This window comes from Microcystis wesenbergii NRERC-220 (assembly GCF_032027425.1).
Classification (GTDB): domain Bacteria; phylum Cyanobacteriota; class Cyanobacteriia; order Cyanobacteriales; family Microcystaceae; genus Microcystis; species Microcystis wesenbergii_A.
This window is the reverse complement of the sequence record NZ_JAVSJA010000001.1, coordinates 1473842-1488347: the sequence shown is the minus strand read 5'-3', so window position 1 is coordinate 1488347 and position 14506 is coordinate 1473842. Positions and strand designations below refer to the sequence as shown.

At 41.6% G+C, this 14506-nt stretch carries 16 protein-coding genes, 1 tRNA gene and 1 pseudogene; 7 read left to right on the top strand and 11 right to left on the bottom strand.

All coding sequences use genetic code 11. From position 1 onward, the window contains the following. Positions 1-43: 43 nt before the first annotated feature. On the bottom strand, positions 44-703 hold the full coding sequence (locus RAM70_RS07245; protein WP_312673026.1) for a PEP-CTERM sorting domain-containing protein: 660 nt from the start codon (positions 701-703) through the stop codon (positions 44-46). A 466-nt stretch (positions 704-1169) separates the two neighbouring features. On the opposite strand from RAM70_RS07245, the gene sipA reads away from it, so the two are divergent. Continuing rightward, entirely contained in the window at positions 1170-1382 is a 213-nt protein-coding gene (gene sipA / locus RAM70_RS07240; RefSeq protein ID WP_002777112.1) for a regulatory protein SipA, read from the top strand. A gap of 131 nt (positions 1383-1513) precedes the next feature. Here the strand turns inward: sipA and RAM70_RS07235 are convergent, their stop codons facing one another. The 9 genes from RAM70_RS07235 to RAM70_RS07195 form a co-directional block, all read right to left on the bottom strand. Continuing rightward, positions 1514-3112, bottom strand: a complete 1599-nt coding sequence (locus RAM70_RS07235) for a peptide ligase PGM1-related protein (protein WP_312675836.1) — start codon at positions 3110-3112, stop codon at positions 1514-1516. Between the two features lie 166 nt (positions 3113-3278). Continuing rightward, positions 3279-3407 carry a photosystem I reaction center subunit IX gene (psaJ, locus tag RAM70_RS07230; protein WP_002738148.1) on the bottom strand — a complete coding sequence of 43 codons (129 nt, stop codon included), beginning with the start codon at positions 3405-3407 and terminating at the stop codon, positions 3279-3281. A gap of 45 nt (positions 3408-3452) precedes the next feature. After that, the gene (locus tag RAM70_RS07225; RefSeq protein ID WP_287737841.1) at positions 3453-3947 is read right to left on the bottom strand and encodes a Photosystem I reaction center subunit III; all 495 of its coding nucleotides are present in this window, start codon (positions 3945-3947) and stop codon (positions 3453-3455) included. A 132-nt stretch (positions 3948-4079) separates the two neighbouring features. Beyond that, the gene (locus RAM70_RS07220; RefSeq protein WP_045362918.1) at positions 4080-4499 is read right to left on the bottom strand and encodes a secondary thiamine-phosphate synthase enzyme YjbQ; all 420 of its coding nucleotides are present in this window, start codon (positions 4497-4499) and stop codon (positions 4080-4082) included. Positions 4500-4509: 10 nt separating this feature from the next. Next, the gene (cobA, locus tag RAM70_RS07215; RefSeq protein ID WP_288002258.1) at positions 4510-5310 is read right to left on the bottom strand and encodes a uroporphyrinogen-III C-methyltransferase; all 801 of its coding nucleotides are present in this window, start codon (positions 5308-5310) and stop codon (positions 4510-4512) included. 270 nt (positions 5311-5580) lie between these two features. Continuing rightward, the gene (locus tag RAM70_RS07210; RefSeq protein WP_002757266.1) at positions 5581-5871 is read right to left on the bottom strand and encodes an addiction module antidote protein; all 291 of its coding nucleotides are present in this window, start codon (positions 5869-5871) and stop codon (positions 5581-5583) included. A 9-nt stretch (positions 5872-5880) separates the two neighbouring features. Further along, positions 5881-6171: a type II toxin-antitoxin system RelE/ParE family toxin gene (locus RAM70_RS07205; protein WP_072927249.1), complete on the bottom strand. Its 291-nt coding sequence runs from the start codon at positions 6169-6171 to the stop codon at positions 5881-5883. Positions 6172-6409: 238 nt separating this feature from the next. Next, positions 6410-8020 carry a DNA sulfur modification protein DndB gene (locus RAM70_RS07200; RefSeq protein WP_312673012.1) on the bottom strand — a complete coding sequence of 537 codons (1611 nt, stop codon included), beginning with the start codon at positions 8018-8020 and terminating at the stop codon, positions 6410-6412. A gap of 3 nt (positions 8021-8023) precedes the next feature. Further along, positions 8024-8578, bottom strand: a complete 555-nt coding sequence (locus tag RAM70_RS07195) for a GIY-YIG nuclease family protein (protein ID WP_312673010.1) — start codon at positions 8576-8578, stop codon at positions 8024-8026. 794 nt (positions 8579-9372) lie between these two features. On the opposite strand from RAM70_RS07195, the gene speB reads away from it, so the two are divergent. The 5 genes from speB to RAM70_RS07170 all read left to right on the top strand — a co-directional run bounded on the left by speB (position 9373) and on the right by RAM70_RS07170 (position 12996). Further along, the gene (gene speB, locus RAM70_RS07190) at positions 9373-10272 is read left to right on the top strand and encodes an agmatinase (RefSeq protein ID WP_312673008.1); all 900 of its coding nucleotides are present in this window, start codon (positions 9373-9375) and stop codon (positions 10270-10272) included. 46 nt (positions 10273-10318) lie between these two features. Next, a tRNA-Val gene (locus tag RAM70_RS07185) sits at positions 10319-10392 on the top strand. Between the two features lie 123 nt (positions 10393-10515). Beyond that, complete coding sequence (locus RAM70_RS07180; protein ID WP_045359825.1) at positions 10516-11004, top strand: hypothetical protein; 489 nt, start codon at positions 10516-10518, stop codon at positions 11002-11004. 98 nt (positions 11005-11102) lie between these two features. Next, complete coding sequence (locus RAM70_RS07175; protein ID WP_045359824.1) at positions 11103-11417, top strand: hypothetical protein; 315 nt, start codon at positions 11103-11105, stop codon at positions 11415-11417. Positions 11418-11727: 310 nt separating this feature from the next. Further along, positions 11728-12996: an IS701 family transposase gene (locus tag RAM70_RS07170; RefSeq protein WP_312673005.1), complete on the top strand. Its 1269-nt coding sequence runs from the start codon at positions 11728-11730 to the stop codon at positions 12994-12996. 185 nt (positions 12997-13181) lie between these two features. On the opposite strand, the pseudogene RAM70_RS07165 reads toward RAM70_RS07170, so the two are convergent. Continuing rightward, positions 13182-13382: pseudogene (locus RAM70_RS07165) on the bottom strand (ISL3 family transposase); the annotation flags it as partial. Between the two features lie 576 nt (positions 13383-13958). On the opposite strand from RAM70_RS07165, the gene RAM70_RS07160 reads away from it, so the two are divergent. Beyond that, on the top strand, positions 13959-14153 hold the full coding sequence (locus RAM70_RS07160; protein ID WP_045359818.1) for a hypothetical protein: 195 nt from the start codon (positions 13959-13961) through the stop codon (positions 14151-14153). Positions 14154-14506: the final 353 nt, after the last annotated feature.

Genomic DNA, 14506 nt, shown 5'->3' with positions numbered 1-14506 from the left:
ACTGACTGAATGAAGGGGCATTAATTCTACTTTGGTAAGCAATTTAGCCTACTTTTATGGTTTCTTTTTCTGATGTTTTGGATGATTTTAGTTTGCGTTTGAGGGTTGAAGCTGCGCCTAATGCACCAAAGGAGCCAATAGCTAAAAGTCCAGCGGTTGAGGAGGGTTCAGGAACTAATTTTACATCCAGGTTTTGAACAGGAGTACACCCTGGTATACACCCCATATATTTACCCCCATCATAAAGTAGCCGATATTCTTTTCCATCTTCGATGTAGGCTAATCCCCCTGCACTAAAAGCACCTACACCTCCTACAGGAACAATATTTGCCGGATTAAACAGATTATCATTCGTTAATCCTGAAGTTAATAAAGTGGTAGAGCCAGTACCTTGGGGAACCAGACCAGTTATAGTATCTGCACCCTGTGTTCCAGTTATGGATAAAACTTTATATCCGGTAAAGCTTGGAACGACCAAAGATGTAGATAAAGTATTTTCGGTAATAAATGTCCCCTTAACAGGTGTGGGGGAAGGTGTATAGTCAGGGCTGGACGGAGGCAGTAGGTTTGTATCTATATCGAAAGAGAAACTCCATGTGAGAGTTCCAAGAGAAGGCACTGCCGAAGCAGGATTTACTCCAAAGCCAATCATTGTAGTCGTTGCAGCCGCTCCAAGAGCTAAGGCTAAAGTCCAATTTTTCATTTTCTTATTCCTGAGTAGTGTTTTTTGTATGTAAGCTTGTAGTCTTAGCTTTGAACCTATTAGCCTACTTTTGTCGTTTCTTTGCTAGGTTAGGCAACACCCCAACCCAACTCCAAAGGGATACAACGAGATTATACACATTCCCCCCCCCACAACTGTATCAAAATATACAGTTTAGGAAATCTTTACATTTCTCTCCCCAACTAGGGATTCAGATTTTGGGTTTTTTTTGGAAAGGGGGACGAAAACAGCTTATACTAAATCCAGTTATTAAAAACTGATTATTTATTCTCCGTTTTGCCTTTTGCATGAGTAGAAAACGGGTTTCTCCGAGAAACCCGTTTTCTGTGCGTTACTCAACGGATTTAGTATTACACAACACCTATTCTTTGGAAAATCTATCTTAAGAATGATTTAAAATATGCTAAGTTGAGATACGATGTCACGATCGCATCTAGCCAGTACCATGAGTGAAATTAGCATCGGGGGAAAAGTCCGTCTGATTGCCATTCCCCCTTACCTGAAAACCGCCGATCCTATGCCTATGTTACGGCCGCCAGAGCTACTCAATATCGACGATATCGGCACGGTGATCGATCGCCGGCCGGGGGGTTATTGGGGTGTAAAATTTGATCGAGGCTCATTTCTGCTCGATAGCAAATATTTAGAAGCCATTTAAACCAGTTAAGTGCATCCCAGTCAAGACAACTTTTAACCAAGGTAAAACTATCAGTCATTGGCTGCCAAGAACTGCCTGCTTGGATAATTAAATCTCTGAAACAAAAAATTATACCCAGTAAATCAGTCTAGTTATATCCAAGTGATCGGTAATCCAGAACAATAACCTAAATTTATGGAACTATGCTCTGTTTCCCAATCTAACACCTGTTCCACACGCTGATAAATTGCCGCGGCTTCCTCACTAGAATTGCCGATACAAGTTAAGCCTAATTTACCAAATTCTGACAGCGCACCCATGAGATGAAAAACTGTTCCCGTTTTACTGCTACTATCAAAATGCAAGTGATGTTTAGCAATAATATCCATTAAATCATCGGGAAGTAAACCTTTATATTGGGGTTTGTGGAGATTATCGGAGGCAATATAGTATTTTTCCTGGTGAGGTTGACTAAAAAATAATCCGGTTTCTTGATCGTATTCACCATTAGTTAAAAGCTTTAAAGTCATAAAAGGATGGGTAGTTCCTCCTTTTCGCAGATTAATTTCGATCGCCTGTAAATCCCAGACTAAAGTTTCTGGATTTTTCACAGCGACGAAATCAACTCCATAGCGTTCAATTGCTCCCTTTGCTGCCAGAATTTCCCCTATTTTTAGGCCTAATTCCTGTAATTGTAGGCGATAATTTTCATCGGCCGGAAAATGACAACCTAGATAAATTTGACCATCGGGACCGCCTAAAATTTGATCGTGAGTGGAAAGAATATTTACTTCTCCCGTGGGTGTAATATAACCTTGCACACTCGGCGATCGCTTTTCTTCGCTTTCAATAAAAGCTTCGACAATTGCGCCTAATTCAGCAATTTTGCTGGAAAAACTCGACCAAGTTTCATCGCTTGCTTGAAAACTCATCTTGTCTAATTGTTTAGCCAAGAGATTCATTCTCTCGCTTAAATCTAGACTGTTACTATCAACAATTCCCCCTAAAGGACGTAAATCTAAAACCGCATTTCCTTCTCCCGATAACCCCTCATTTAACTTCACTACCATGCGTTTTAATTGCGGTTGACGGGACCACAAACTAGCGGCCTCATACAACAAATCCTTAACCGTATTTACCTGTAAACTACCGTCAGGATGGGGAATATTGCCTTGACTAAAAATCTCGCGACTGCCACTTTTAGAACCCCAATACAATAAGTCTGGACTACAGGCAAATAAAGGAATATCTAATTGTAAAGACAATTCTCGCTCTAAATTAGTAGAATTAAAACAAACCATGTAGGCACGATCTCGACGCAACGCTTGCCGGATTCTTGCTACTAAGCGCGGTCTGTCCAGAATTTTTTGGGTTAAAGGTTGAAAAGAGTTATCGTGAGTTGTCAGTAATAACAGACGATTATTAGCATGGGAAAAAGGAATCCCAGGCAACAATTGCAGATAATAATCAATCACCATCCGCGAAAGTGGCTGCGCTGTTACATAGATTAAACGGGTTTTCGGGTGTCGCAACCGAATCAGAGAAAATAATAATCTTTCTTCGTAATGTAAAAAACCCGCCACTTTTTGACCGACTCTCTGATCGATACTAAAAGAAGGGATAACTAGGATATCATAATCGCATTCATCCGATTCGAGAACGTTTTCTCCCTGCCAAATCTCTTTTAATTTTTCTTGTAATTCTTGATACCGCAGCCGCTTTTCTAGCATCAAATCTTTATCTAACAGCATGGTTTGTCCCACCTCTGGGGTTGCAGATACCTGTATCTTATCGATTTTGAGAGCCTGTCGTCTCCAGTGTCTTTCTTTTCTTAATATTCCCCCAATCCCTAGGATCATTCCCATTAAAAAGGGATACAGTGGACTCTGTATCCCTTTTAATCACCTGAGATTGTCTTTAACCTAGCGGGTGGAATAAGAGATCGGGATAAAAGCGATTAAATTCGATTAAAATCCCGGCGGTGAAAGTCAGCAGCGCCATAATTAACACGGGTGCGGACGAGAGAAATTTAGTAAGTCCTTCCATCTGAGTTCTCCTAGGGAATAAAAAGTCAAGGGTTTGACACAAAAATTAACGAGGGGAAACGGTAATTTCCGAATCCTTAACGGTTAATTTACCGGAAGTGGCTTCTTGTAAAGCCGCCAACGGCCAGAGGAACCCCGTTAACATTTTGCTCAAAGCGAGGGGAACATCGATGATGATTTCCTTCATTTCGGCATCTTTGTCGTCGCGCACGGCGATTAAATAGGCCCGACCAACCCAACCGATCCAACCGGCAATGTACAGGAATAGGATGCTAGGGATAAAGAAATCGCCCATGTGATCCCAACGACCATCCACAATTAGGTGCGGATAGCCTTCGGGTCCACAGAGAGCTTGGGAGTAGGTTTGAGCGCGTTTGGCTCCCGATTCAGGGTCAGGAGTGGTGTTGCGGAAACTCTTCGCTTTTTGTAGGAAAGCGGGATTTTCGCTACAAGGGGTCAGATTGGACAAATCAGCCGACGCTGGAGCGGCAAAGGTGAACCAGAGAGATAGCACCAGGGCCAGAGCGAACAATTTTCGCATAAATTGTTTCCTTTTGTTACGAAATATGAAGTTCTTTGTTCAAAAAGCGAACAATTTGATCGTACACGGAAAAAATCTTACTCCGATGAGGGGTACGAGTAAAGTTTCTATTACAAAACTATACGCAAAGCTTCAGACCCCTGTGATATGAACCACCACTTGTCTTTGGTGACGACTCTGACGATGTTCCCAGAGATAGATACCTTGCCAGATCCCTAAAACTAATTTACCCCTAGCGATCGGGATTTGTTCCGATGTCCGGGTTAGGACTGAGCGAATGTGAGCGGGCATATCGTCTGGCCCTTCGGTAGAGTGATAGTAGAGACTGCTATCTTCCGGCACTAACTTGGCGAAGAAATTGGCCAAATCGGTGAGAACATCGGGATCGGCATTTTCTTGGATCAGCAAAGAAGCGGAGGTGTGACAGACAAAGACACTGCATAATCCCGTCGTTATGCCCGATTCAGCCACGATCGCTTCTATGGGGGCGGTAAGACGATGGAAATTCTTGGGACTGGTGGTAATCGTCAGGGATTTTTGATATTGACGCATGGAAACCGAATCAGAGAGAAATGGGTGTAGGGGGGATTGTCCTCGATAGCAAAGGTTGTCCCGCTTGCAAGAGATCGTGAAGGTCCACCACTGCCCCGATAACAGCGATCGCTGGGGCTTCAAAGCCGGTGGCTTCGATCTGGTCCATAATCGTGGTGAAAGTACCGATTAACTGCTGTTGTTGCGGTGTTGTTCCCCAGCGAATCAGAGCGATCGGTGTTTCTGGACTTCTGCCGGCCTTGGTTAACTCGCCGATAATATAGGGTAAATTATGCACACCCATGTAAACGACAATTGTTTCCGCACCATGGGCGATCGCTGACCAGTTAACTTGAGGACGATATTTACCCGCCATCTCGTGGCCGGTGACGAAGGTAACGGAAGAACTATAATCGCGATGGGTGAGGGGAATACCGGCGTAGGCAGGCACGGCAATTCCTGAAGTGATCCCTGGCACGATCTCGACGCTAATTCCGGCCGCGATCAGATCGAGCATTTCTTCACCCCCGCGACCGAAAACAAAGGGATCACCCCCCTTGAGACGAACAACCACAGCATTAGTCTGGGCCTTTTGGATCAGTAAAGCGGTGATTTCCTCCTGTACTAGAGAATGACGACCGCGACGCTTACCCCCATGGATTTGTTCGGCCCTGGGGTTAATCATGGCTAGAATCGAGGGGCTAACTAGGGCATCATAGAGGACAATATCGGCATTTTCTAAGAGAACTTTCGCTTTTAAGGTCAACAAACCGGGATCTCCGGGACCTGCACCGACGAGATAGACCTTACCGCAACTTTCTGATTGATTCATAGATACTGGGGAGAAAATTCTTGCTTCGATTGATCGCGCTTGATCCCTACTTTATTGTGACTGGGGCAAAATTTGGTATTTTTGACTACAGCTACTCGGCGATCATGCGCTTTCTTCATGAAGAATTATGATCTTAACATTACTTAACCTTTAATCTAGCGATCGCTCTGATCCTAAATCTTGTTTAACAGGTATGGGGGAGAGCGGGTTTTTAAAGTGGGATTGGGAGTTAATCATACTATTAAAAACCGATTCAGTATAACGGTGAAGTTAGGCAATTGGTACGACTTGGAGGCGTAACCCAAGTGATTGTAAGACCTTAAGAACTGTGGCAAACTCTGGATTGCCTTCGATTGACAAAGCTTTATAGAGACTTTCACGCCCCAACCCTGTTTCACGGGCAATATGTGTCATCCCTTTAGATCGAGCAATATCACCTAATGCTGCTACCACTAAGCTTGGATCGCCATCTTCAAGAGCTGCTTCAAGATATGCAGCTATATCTTCTTTTGTTTCGAGATGTTCTGCCGCATCCCAAGGATAGGTTTGGATAGTAGCCATGAAAATCTCCTATAAGTCTTGTGCTAAATTTAATGCTGTTTTGATGTCCCGTTCTTGAGTTTGCTTATCTCCTCCTGCCAAGAGGATGATCAAGGTCTCGCCTCGCTGAATGAAATACACCCGATAGCCTTGGCCATAATCGATCCGCAGTTCCGATACACCTTTTCCTACTGGTTTAACATCGCCTGGATTGCCCATAGACAGGCGACGAACACGAATGTCTATACGTGCTTTTGCTTGGCGATCCCGCAAATTGCTAAACCACTGAGAGTAGGTTTCGGTCTGGCGAATTTCAATCATGCCTTAAGTGTATCCTATGGGATACAGAAGGACAACCAATAAAAATAAGATGCGTTACATTTCATTAACGCACCCTACCAGATCGGCGATCGCAATAATCAATGTGCATGGTGCGTTCCCCAAAAATCGATCGCTGGAGCGGTAGAAGTTGCCTTAGGGAACGCACCCTAGGACTAGAAATATTCCTAGTCAGATACGATTGCGTTATTCTCAAATTCCTTGGAGTTTAATAGTTCAGTTATTCATTTTCTTGAAAAATATCCCCATCGTATTCAATTTTACCAAATTCGTTTTCTTCTTCTTCAAAAGAGTCTGGCTTCTCTCTAACTTCAGAAAATAAATCCTCCGATTCAGACGATTCTTGTAGTTGCTCATCAATCAAATCTACTCTAGGTAGGATGACATGAAACTCTTTTTTCCATTTAGAAATTAAATGTTCATTCCAGTTAACATCAGGACTAATTTCCTCTTTGGTCTTTTTTATTAGCTCTCTTACACCATCAGAGGTATCAGATAATATCATTTTGACAAGTTCTACACATTTATCGGCTCCAGAACCTTTAGTAAGAATGCTCAGATTTTCATTAGGCTGCACTATGATATTAGACCAGTGTGGTTGGTTTCTTTGAAAAAAACCTTCTTGATCCATTTTCTTAATACTATCTGAGATAGCGCTAAGAGTAGCGGTAATCCGATACTCTTTTCTTATTCTAAGTAAATATCTCGAAACTGCAAAAAAGAGTATTTTTTGTCCCAAAACTGTGTATAAAATACTGGATTGCCGTAAACTTTTTATCGCTGTTTTCTGGCTAGGTTTCAGCTGCGGTTGATCTGGTTGAATCGGCACATCTACATCTAAATAATTTAGCTGTAATATCCAATCCTTGAATGGTTGAAGTTCGTTAAAAAACCAATTAAGTACAGCTTTTGTGCCTATTTGTGACAAATGAGGATGAGAATCATAGTAATCTTTTAAAGCCATTTGTCGCTCAGTAGGTGAATTAAATGATTTTTTTAAAGTTTGCGGAGAGTCTTTTAAAATTTCCATAGTACATTCACTAATTAAATTTAGTGTAGTTAGATAAGGATCTGCTTGATTTAAACTGTTTGTAGAAGACCATTTAACATATTTGTCTTCAAGCACTTTTTCTTCCAAAATTTTTCTGGGAATTAATGCTGATATTTTACTGTCATCTAGCAATAATTGAGTTTGTTTATCAATAGATTTTGCAGTTTTGTTTATAACTGTAAAAATATTACGAGTCGCTTTGATAATATCATCTCTAATAGTTTCGCTTGCATTGCTATAGCCTACCCTTCCAAGTTCTCTAAATACTAAGTAAACAACTGGTATATCAAAGGTTTCAGAGCAATCAAAGCTATCTTTTAACTGTTGAGAATTTAATGGTTCTTTGCCTGTATGAGCATTCCAGTATCTTTTTAGAGAAAGTAATCTATGTTGTCCATCAATGACAATTCTAGCAACGTTTTTGTACAGTTTTAAATTAACCCATTTTTCTACAGTTTTACCTTGACTACTAACTGTAGAAAAATCCCAGAACTCTCTTTGCTCATTTGAGTTTGGCAAAAGGACGACTACAATTGAATTAAAAAACCTAATTCCCCCTTGAGCTAAGTAGGAAAATATTTCTGTTTCCGCTCTTTTTTCATCGAGTTTTCTCTGGACTCTTTCGGAGAAGCTCCAGCTGCCTTGTATCTCATCAGCAAATCGAATGTTTTCTACTGCATCACTTTGTTCTAAGGTTGTTATAAAGTATCTAACTTCACCAAACTTACCGGTGATTGCTTTATATTCGATAGTTTCTGGACACTGATTATCTAGTTCCATATTTTAACTCCTTTGAGTATTGAATCTGGGTTGACATAATTGAATTAATAAGCTTTCCAATTGTCTAGAAATACTTTTCGGACAAGGAAAGGAAATAAACAAAAATTCGTTATTCGATCTTGAGTTTCCATGTTTTGATAAAAACCCATCCTCTCTTTCCAAGTGTTGAAGAAATCTCATCCTTAAATTTTTTGCCGTGCCAATATATTCTGGATGCTGTAAAATGCTACATGAAATTAGGAACTCTTTCAGAATTCTTCGCTCCTTTGGTTGAGAAATTTCTTGAAGAAAATATTCCATATTCTGAGATAAACTAACTGGCTCTCCACAGATATCTATGGTAAATTTGCTTCTATCATTATTCTCAGAAAATTTTGTTTTAAATACTGTATTTTGCAGGCGAGTCTTGATATTACCACACAAATCATGCTCAGAAAAATCAAACGCATGATAGAAAGCGTAAACACCCGATGACTCGGGGAGATAATCTGCAGCAGATATAGTAGCTGTTACCACAGTAAATTTTTTGAAAAAATTGTCGTGAACTGTTTCTTCCATGATAATATGCTGAGACTCAGAATTAGCTCATTCCCGCTTTGGAGGATTTTATAGAGTGACTTGTAATCTCTCCGTGCAATTATATCATTCCCGAATGAAACCCTTCAATAACAGAATGTAAAGAAGATTCGGATCTTCTCGACTTTGTATGATAATTTTTGCTTATGAAATCGTGAAATAATTATCAGGCAAGACTTTTAGGACTATTTTGCGGCAGAGACTATCAGTATAGACCTCGTTTCCACACAGAAACCAGAAGAGTCAAGATTACTGTTTAATGTCAGATAGTTATCCATAATGAGTAATTCAAATATACTAAAAATGTCAAGTATTTGAAGCTATGCAGAGAGAATTGACAAGGATTAAAGGCAGTTCAAGAGTTTTTAAACTACTATCGCAGTCATAATATAAAGTAAATCTACTCATGGCTTCCAATTTAGCGATCGCTAATCTCTACTTATATTTTCAATTAAGATCTGAACTTTCCCTTTGACAAAAGGCCATAACCTGTGCTTTGGGAGGGATTAAGAGAATTTCTGATGCCCTCTTACCTGGTAGAAATCAAGGAAACCCCCCATAAATCTAACTCGGTTTCAGCAAATATGCTCGCTCCCTGTCCATTGAGAAATATTACCATAAACACGGGTACACCAAGAAAAGTTAAGGGATGTATCCATTGATGGATAAGGGTTGTCGGCTATTGTAGTAGATATGTCTGGGGTCAGTTGAGATAGACAAAAATAGTCAAAATATTTATAATAGAAGATCGGACTAAAATTTTCTGTGACTTGCCCATGTTATTGTCTTGCGCCACCGGTAGCGAACAATTTTTAGGGAGTGAAGCGATCGCCACTTACGCCACAGCTAAGGTCGTGATCCTGCCGATTCCCTACGAGGCCACCACCACCTATCGCAAGGGTTGTGAAACTGGACCGGCGGCGGTGATTACCGCTTCCCAACAATTGGAAGCCTATGACGAGGAACTTAAGAGGGAAACCTGTTTAGAAGTGGGCATCTATACCCATGATGCGATCGCCGATACCCGTCAGCAACCCCAATTGTCCGCCGAGGAGATGTTAGCCGTCACCACAGCTACAGTTTCTCGTTTAATTGCCGATGATAAATTTGTCGTCGCCGTCGGGGGTGAACACGCTATCACCACGGGAGTAGTACAAGCTTATCGACAGGCTTTATCGGAACCTTTTACGGTGGTTCAAATTGATGCCCATGGCGATATGCGTTTTGAGTACGAAGGCTCCCACCATAACCACGCCTGTGTGATGCGTCGGGTGTTAGAAATGGGTTTACCGACCTTACCCGTGGGAATTCGGGCTATTTGTCGAGAAGAAGCGGAATTAATCGCTAAACAGCAGATTCCTGTGATTTGGGATCGAGATATCGCCGGTGATCCGAATTGGATCGAAAAAGCGATCGCCAAAATCACCACCGAGAAGGTATTTTTAACCATAGACGTGGATGGCATCGATCCCGCTTTAATTCCGGGGGTGGGAACCCCGGAACCGGGGGGGTTAAGTTGGCATCAAACCCTAAACTTTCTCCGTCGTCTTTTCCAAACTCATCAGGTGATTGGCTGCGATGTGATGGAATTGGCCCCGATTAGTGATTCGGTGGTCTCGGAATTTACCACTGCCAAGTTAATTTATAAATTAATTGGCTATCAATTTACTGCCTAGGGGCTTGCCTAATTAGAGGCAGTCGTGTTATAATAACAATTCGTGCGGACGTATAGCTCAGTTGGTTAGAGTACATCGTTGACATCGATGGGGTCACTGGTTCGAATCCAGTTACGTCCATTCAGCACCGGCAAACTAGCCCGGTTTTTTCAATGCCAGCTGGATGAACTCTATGTGATGAAATGGGAGTAAAGGACGGACAACCGGCAAGTAAGCAACAGTTGATGACCGCAAGCGATCGCCATGAAAAGACTTCCCATTTTAGCGGCTCTAGGACTAGCCTTTGTTTTATGCGAAACAGCCCAAGCTTTTCCCGTAAAATTAGGAGTCTATAAGTTCATAGATAAGCCTGATGCTAAGTGTCCAGATCAAGTAATCATCACAGAGGAAAACGCACCTTACTTTGAGGGGGGATACACCATCAACGGACAAGCTAACTTAAGCTCTTTTGCAGAACCCTTTACCATTGCCGCGTCAGATTTTTTTAGTGTCACTTGGGTCGCCAATCTTAAAAAGCCATACCGCCAATGCGTTGCCACCGCTGGCATTGAGAAATACGGCGACTCAGAGACTCCATATTTATCCCATCTGCGTTTGCGCTTTATCGGTGGCAAGGTTTATCTAATTTTAGACTTAACGGGCATAAGAGACGCAAATGGTTTCACCGCTTCTATCCTGAAAAAAAGGGTCAATGCTGGAAATCCTACTTGGAGTTGGGGAGGTTCCGATTAACAAAATATCATCAAGCTCAAGAAACTCACCTTAGACCGGTTTCAAATTCTCGACCTATATTTTAGGTAACTAACTCACCACTAACTTTACGGTATAGAATGTCAGCATCCCGTCACTATCATCAATTTTCTCAGGGAATTTCAGTAGTTCAAGAATTTCATGATCAACAGGGCGATTGGTATCCCCCAATAATAGTTCCTTATTTTTGGCAAGATGGGGTGTTGTGGGTTTGCTGTTCTCGCCAAGAGTTAGGCTATGAGAAAGCTTGTCCTGTTAACACTGCCAAGAAATGGCTGGACCATACCGATTTCTTTATTCTTAATGGCGTGATGTTATTTGGTTATCCCAAGAATAACGGTTATATGCCGGTTTACCTTGAATCTTTGCAGGGCAAAGACGCAATTCTATTTTAACTATAAGATACTGTAGAAATAGTTTGGCTGTTTTTGAGCTTTTTTTCTATAAAACCGCCCCTGGCTTCAAATCGCCATTTTTCTCATAATCCCACAATTCGACAACTCTTTCGGGCTATAAAAATCCGATATTTCTTCCATAAATCTCGTTTTTTCTACCCTTCTTGCGGTCGTTCAACGATAATTTTTTTCCTTTTGTTTTTGCCGATAAGCTTCAAATTCGGGGTTACTATTGGGACTTAAACGCTCAACAAAGGTTTAATCGAGTATAATCGTTACAGAATAAGGACTTTACGTTGAAAAATCAGCGATGAAAGAGACAACCCCAGCCGCGATGCCCCCATGCTTTGACCGATGGTGTCGGCGGTTTGACAATTGCTTCAAAAACGAAGCGCAAAAAAACGGCTTCAGACAATATTTAGGAGGATTATTAGGGGAAAGTGAGAGGAAAAACCTCACTCAAATGGCCAATAATGCCGTCGGAGTAGTTTATAACCGATTACATCACTTTTTGACCGAATCGCCCTGGTCAGACCGTCAGGTAAATGAATGTCGCTTGCAAGTGATGAACCAATGCCGCCAGACGCAAATCCCCCGAGGATTTACGCTGATTGTCGATGACTCAGGACATCGAAAAAGTGGCAATCTGACCGCCGGAGTTGGGAGGCAGTACCTGGGAGAAATTGGCAAGACAGACAACGGAATAGTCGCCGTAACTACCCATCTCTACGACGGCAAAAAAAGTGTACCCCTAGACATTGAAATTTATCAACCGGCTAGTTCCTTAGCCGAGGGGAAAGAAGACCAAGAATTTAAGAAGAAACCAGAGATAGCGATAGATTTAATTGACCGGAGCTTAACCAGAGGCTATCGACCGAAAATTGTGTTAATTGATGCTGGCTATGGCCACAACACAAATTTTCTAAAAGCCCTAGAAGAAAGAAAGCTAAAATACTTAGGAGGAGTAGCCAAAAATCGAAAAGTAATTATTGAAAAAGAAGGGGGTGGAGAAGAAAAAATCCAGCTTGAGCAACTAGCAAAAAGCTTATCAGAAGGGGATTTTGAGAAAATAACTATTCAGCTAGAGCGAGAAAAACCGGTTTGGGTAGCGGTATTCAGAGCGAAAATATCTCAACTAGAAGGAGAAAGGAACTTGGCTATCGTCATGAATGCAAGTTCAATTGAAAAAGCTACAGAGGTGGACTATTTCATGACCAATGTAGTTGAGGCAGATACAGTAACAGCGTCGTGGATAGTGAGGACTTACACCGAAAGAAATTGGGTGGAAGTATTCTACCGAGAAGCCAAAGGATGGTTAGGGTTAAGAGAATATCAAGTCAGGGATAAACGAAGCTTACTTCGTCATTTTATCTTGGGGTTTTGTGCCTATACATTTATCCTGTGGCATAAGTTAACTGGGGGATTGCAAAGGCGGTGGGCGAATCGACCTTTAAACACTTTTGTGGAAGCCTTGGAAGCTTTTCGGACAGCGATGTCTTTTCGTTTCTTTGAATGGCTGACCGAGAATCTGGATGTGTTTGCCGCTTACAAAGCCAGTTTAGGTCTTGTTTGGGCTTAAAATTTGTTTAAGTCCCATTAAGCAGATTAGCTCTCGGATGAAAATTGTAGGAGCGCAGTGGAAAGCGGAAAATGTGCCACAATATTTAAAGCTCCGTTGTGCTTATCTCAATGGTGCTATAGCCCCAGGCGTAGCTTCGTTGGTCGCTTAAGCATTTATACTTATTGCACAAGTGGGATGCTCCCAGGTAAATCTCGGATTGTTAATTCATTATTTTGATGAAGTTTTCCCGTTTTGTTTCCACAATAAATGCCCTCGGTTTCTCTTGACATATTTTCTAAATGTAAAACAATTCCTATATCGGTAATAATTTGATAATTGGTAACGACAACTCCTTCTAGGTGAAGTAGCTCGGTCATTAACTTTAATTGTGGATTTGATGGCATAAGTATAACTTGTGTCTAAACTTGCTGGTCTTGGCTGTCTATATTTTAACCAATAAATTGCTGTATTGCAAGTATAGAGAGCTTTTAAAGATAAATTATTGTTTTTATTGGTCAGCAATAATTCTCTGTTTTTTCTTTGATTTTACACGACAATTTCGGAAGAACCATTTAAAATTTATTCTCAACTAACCAAGAAAGTGGAACGAACCACAAAGACACAAAGGACACAAAGATTGATCGCTCCCATGTAAGTTAAACTTATCACACAAAGAATAAGAGAGCCGAAAGCGCATCCCATTGAAGCAAGAAGCTCTCAACTGGGGAACAGCTTATACCAAATCCGTTTTTAATAGTGTGATTAACTCTCAAGTTATGAATTGTTTCTCCCTGCTCCGTTGCTCCCTTCTCCCCACACCCCACACCCTACACCCCACTCTCCTATCGCTTTCAAACAGGATTTAGTATTATCTGTGGATTCCACTTTTTTCCACTTCTGTCACCCTGAATTATGGGACTGACATCACCCCAACCCCTCTCGTATTCTAAGGTTATCGACAGGAAAGAGAGGTAACAACCATGTTAGCCAGCCACCAAAATCCAACTTTTGTCCGTAACTACTTAATCGCAGTTATCTCCGTGGTGATGATGGGTGTGGGAGTTGCCGATCTCGTCAATAATCCCTCCCGAATCGCTCAACAAAACCGTCTTGATGGTTATGGTCGCTATGTTAGCGCTGGTTTGGTTAGCGGTGCGGTCAATAATATGCGTTAATCTGCCTCTGACACTGGATGTCACCAAGTCCCTTTGAGGATAGATGTTAAAGCGAGATTTGACATTTCTAGCTTTTGTTGTACGATAATGTCGCTAGTCGTTATTCTCATAGCCTGGCAATTTCAATATGGCCTATCATCCATTCCATGAATTCCTAGCAATTTCCCTGCTGATGAGGTACAAAATCTCAGGTTTTGGGGAGGGGAACAAAAGGTTTAAGTGAGCGTACCTCATGATACTGGTAAACTCTATAGTCATGGATAAGTCCCCTGTCGATGTCAAGAGGAGACATCATTCTGCCAGTAATAATGTTGATTTACAAATATGTTTTGTCCGACTATAACCGTCGGAAT

What these genes read in the sequence shown, in the direction of transcription:
- RAM70_RS07245 (WP_312673026.1), bottom strand. Translation starts at nt 703, where the DNA reads ATGAAAAATTGGACTTTAGCCTTAGCTCTTGGAGCGGCTGCAACGACT.
- sipA (WP_002777112.1), top strand. Translation starts at nt 1,170, where the DNA reads ATGAGTGAAATTAGCATCGGGGGAAAAGTCCGTCTGATTGCCATTCCC.
- RAM70_RS07235 (WP_312675836.1), bottom strand. Translation starts at nt 3,112, where the DNA reads ATGCTGTTAGATAAAGATTTGATGCTAGAAAAGCGGCTGCGGTATCAA.
- psaJ (WP_002738148.1), bottom strand. Translation starts at nt 3,407, where the DNA reads ATGGAAGGACTTACTAAATTTCTCTCGTCCGCACCCGTGTTAATTATG.
- RAM70_RS07225 (WP_287737841.1), bottom strand. Translation starts at nt 3,947, where the DNA reads ATGCGAAAATTGTTCGCTCTGGCCCTGGTGCTATCTCTCTGGTTCACC.
- RAM70_RS07220 (WP_045362918.1), bottom strand. Translation starts at nt 4,499, where the DNA reads ATGCGTCAATATCAAAAATCCCTGACGATTACCACCAGTCCCAAGAAT.
- cobA (WP_288002258.1), bottom strand. Translation starts at nt 5,310, where the DNA reads ATGAATCAATCAGAAAGTTGCGGTAAGGTCTATCTCGTCGGTGCAGGT.
- RAM70_RS07210 (WP_002757266.1), bottom strand. Translation starts at nt 5,871, where the DNA reads ATGGCTACTATCCAAACCTATCCTTGGGATGCGGCAGAACATCTCGAA.
- RAM70_RS07205 (WP_072927249.1), bottom strand. Translation starts at nt 6,171, where the DNA reads ATGATTGAAATTCGCCAGACCGAAACCTACTCTCAGTGGTTTAGCAAT.
- RAM70_RS07200 (WP_312673012.1), bottom strand. Translation starts at nt 8,020, where the DNA reads ATGGAACTAGATAATCAGTGTCCAGAAACTATCGAATATAAAGCAATC.
- RAM70_RS07195 (WP_312673010.1), bottom strand. Translation starts at nt 8,578, where the DNA reads ATGGAAGAAACAGTTCACGACAATTTTTTCAAAAAATTTACTGTGGTA.
- speB (WP_312673008.1), top strand. Translation starts at nt 9,373, where the DNA reads ATGTTATTGTCTTGCGCCACCGGTAGCGAACAATTTTTAGGGAGTGAA.
- RAM70_RS07180 (WP_045359825.1), top strand. Translation starts at nt 10,516, where the DNA reads ATGAAAAGACTTCCCATTTTAGCGGCTCTAGGACTAGCCTTTGTTTTA.
- RAM70_RS07175 (WP_045359824.1), top strand. Translation starts at nt 11,103, where the DNA reads ATGTCAGCATCCCGTCACTATCATCAATTTTCTCAGGGAATTTCAGTA.
- RAM70_RS07170 (WP_312673005.1), top strand. Translation starts at nt 11,728, where the DNA reads ATGAAAGAGACAACCCCAGCCGCGATGCCCCCATGCTTTGACCGATGG.
- RAM70_RS07160 (WP_045359818.1), top strand. Translation starts at nt 13,959, where the DNA reads ATGTTAGCCAGCCACCAAAATCCAACTTTTGTCCGTAACTACTTAATC.